Below are 612 nucleotides of genomic sequence, written 5' to 3'. Positions count from 1 at the left end.
CTGAAGCCTTACGTACTTTGGCTGAAGAAAGTGTTTATATATCAGCGTTCGTGAAAGTTGTAAGTGAGAGTCTTAGAGAGGTTGATGCTGAATTTGTTCGCTTCGTAGCGAGCAGAGCTAACATTGGTCGCCAGCTTAATCAGAGATTTATTGACTCTATTACCCCCCTAGTTCGCGAAGCAGTTCAACGTTCCGTTAGCGCCATGGTTGTATCTGGACTGTCATCAAAGCCACACGTAATTGAAGACCACACTACAGACGCCGAGTCAACCACTAGCCACATCGACGAAGAAGCCGACATCGTAGATGCAGATAATCCCAACATAGTCACCACCCATAATGAGCGAGTGCTATTTGAAAAAATAGCATCCATCGTCGGTCCTGAACATGATTTGCAACCAAAGGACACGGAATCCTATTATTCTGTGTTATTCCAAGGAAAGACAAATCGTTGGTTGGTTCGCTACCATGATAAGAAGAATCGTTCATCCATTCAATTACCTTTCGATATAACTCCAATCGCCAGTAATGAAATCAGCCGCGCAAGACTTGAGCATGACGGTAATCGGATTTTCATAGAAAAGCCTGAAGATGTCCTGAGAATATCTGGAC

At 43.8% G+C, this 612-nt stretch carries 1 pseudogene; it reads left to right on the top strand.

From position 1 onward, the window contains the following. Positions 1-17: 17 nt before the first annotated feature. A pseudogene (locus tag J5069_RS23850) lies at positions 18-612 on the top strand (type I restriction endonuclease subunit R); the annotation flags it as partial.

The sequence above is a fragment of the Candidatus Symbiopectobacterium sp. NZEC127 genome (genome assembly GCF_025962675.1).
GTDB lineage: Bacteria > Pseudomonadota > Gammaproteobacteria > Enterobacterales > Enterobacteriaceae > Symbiopectobacterium.
Note: the sequence above shows the minus strand (reverse complement) of the source record. Positions and strands in the feature narration are given on the sequence as shown.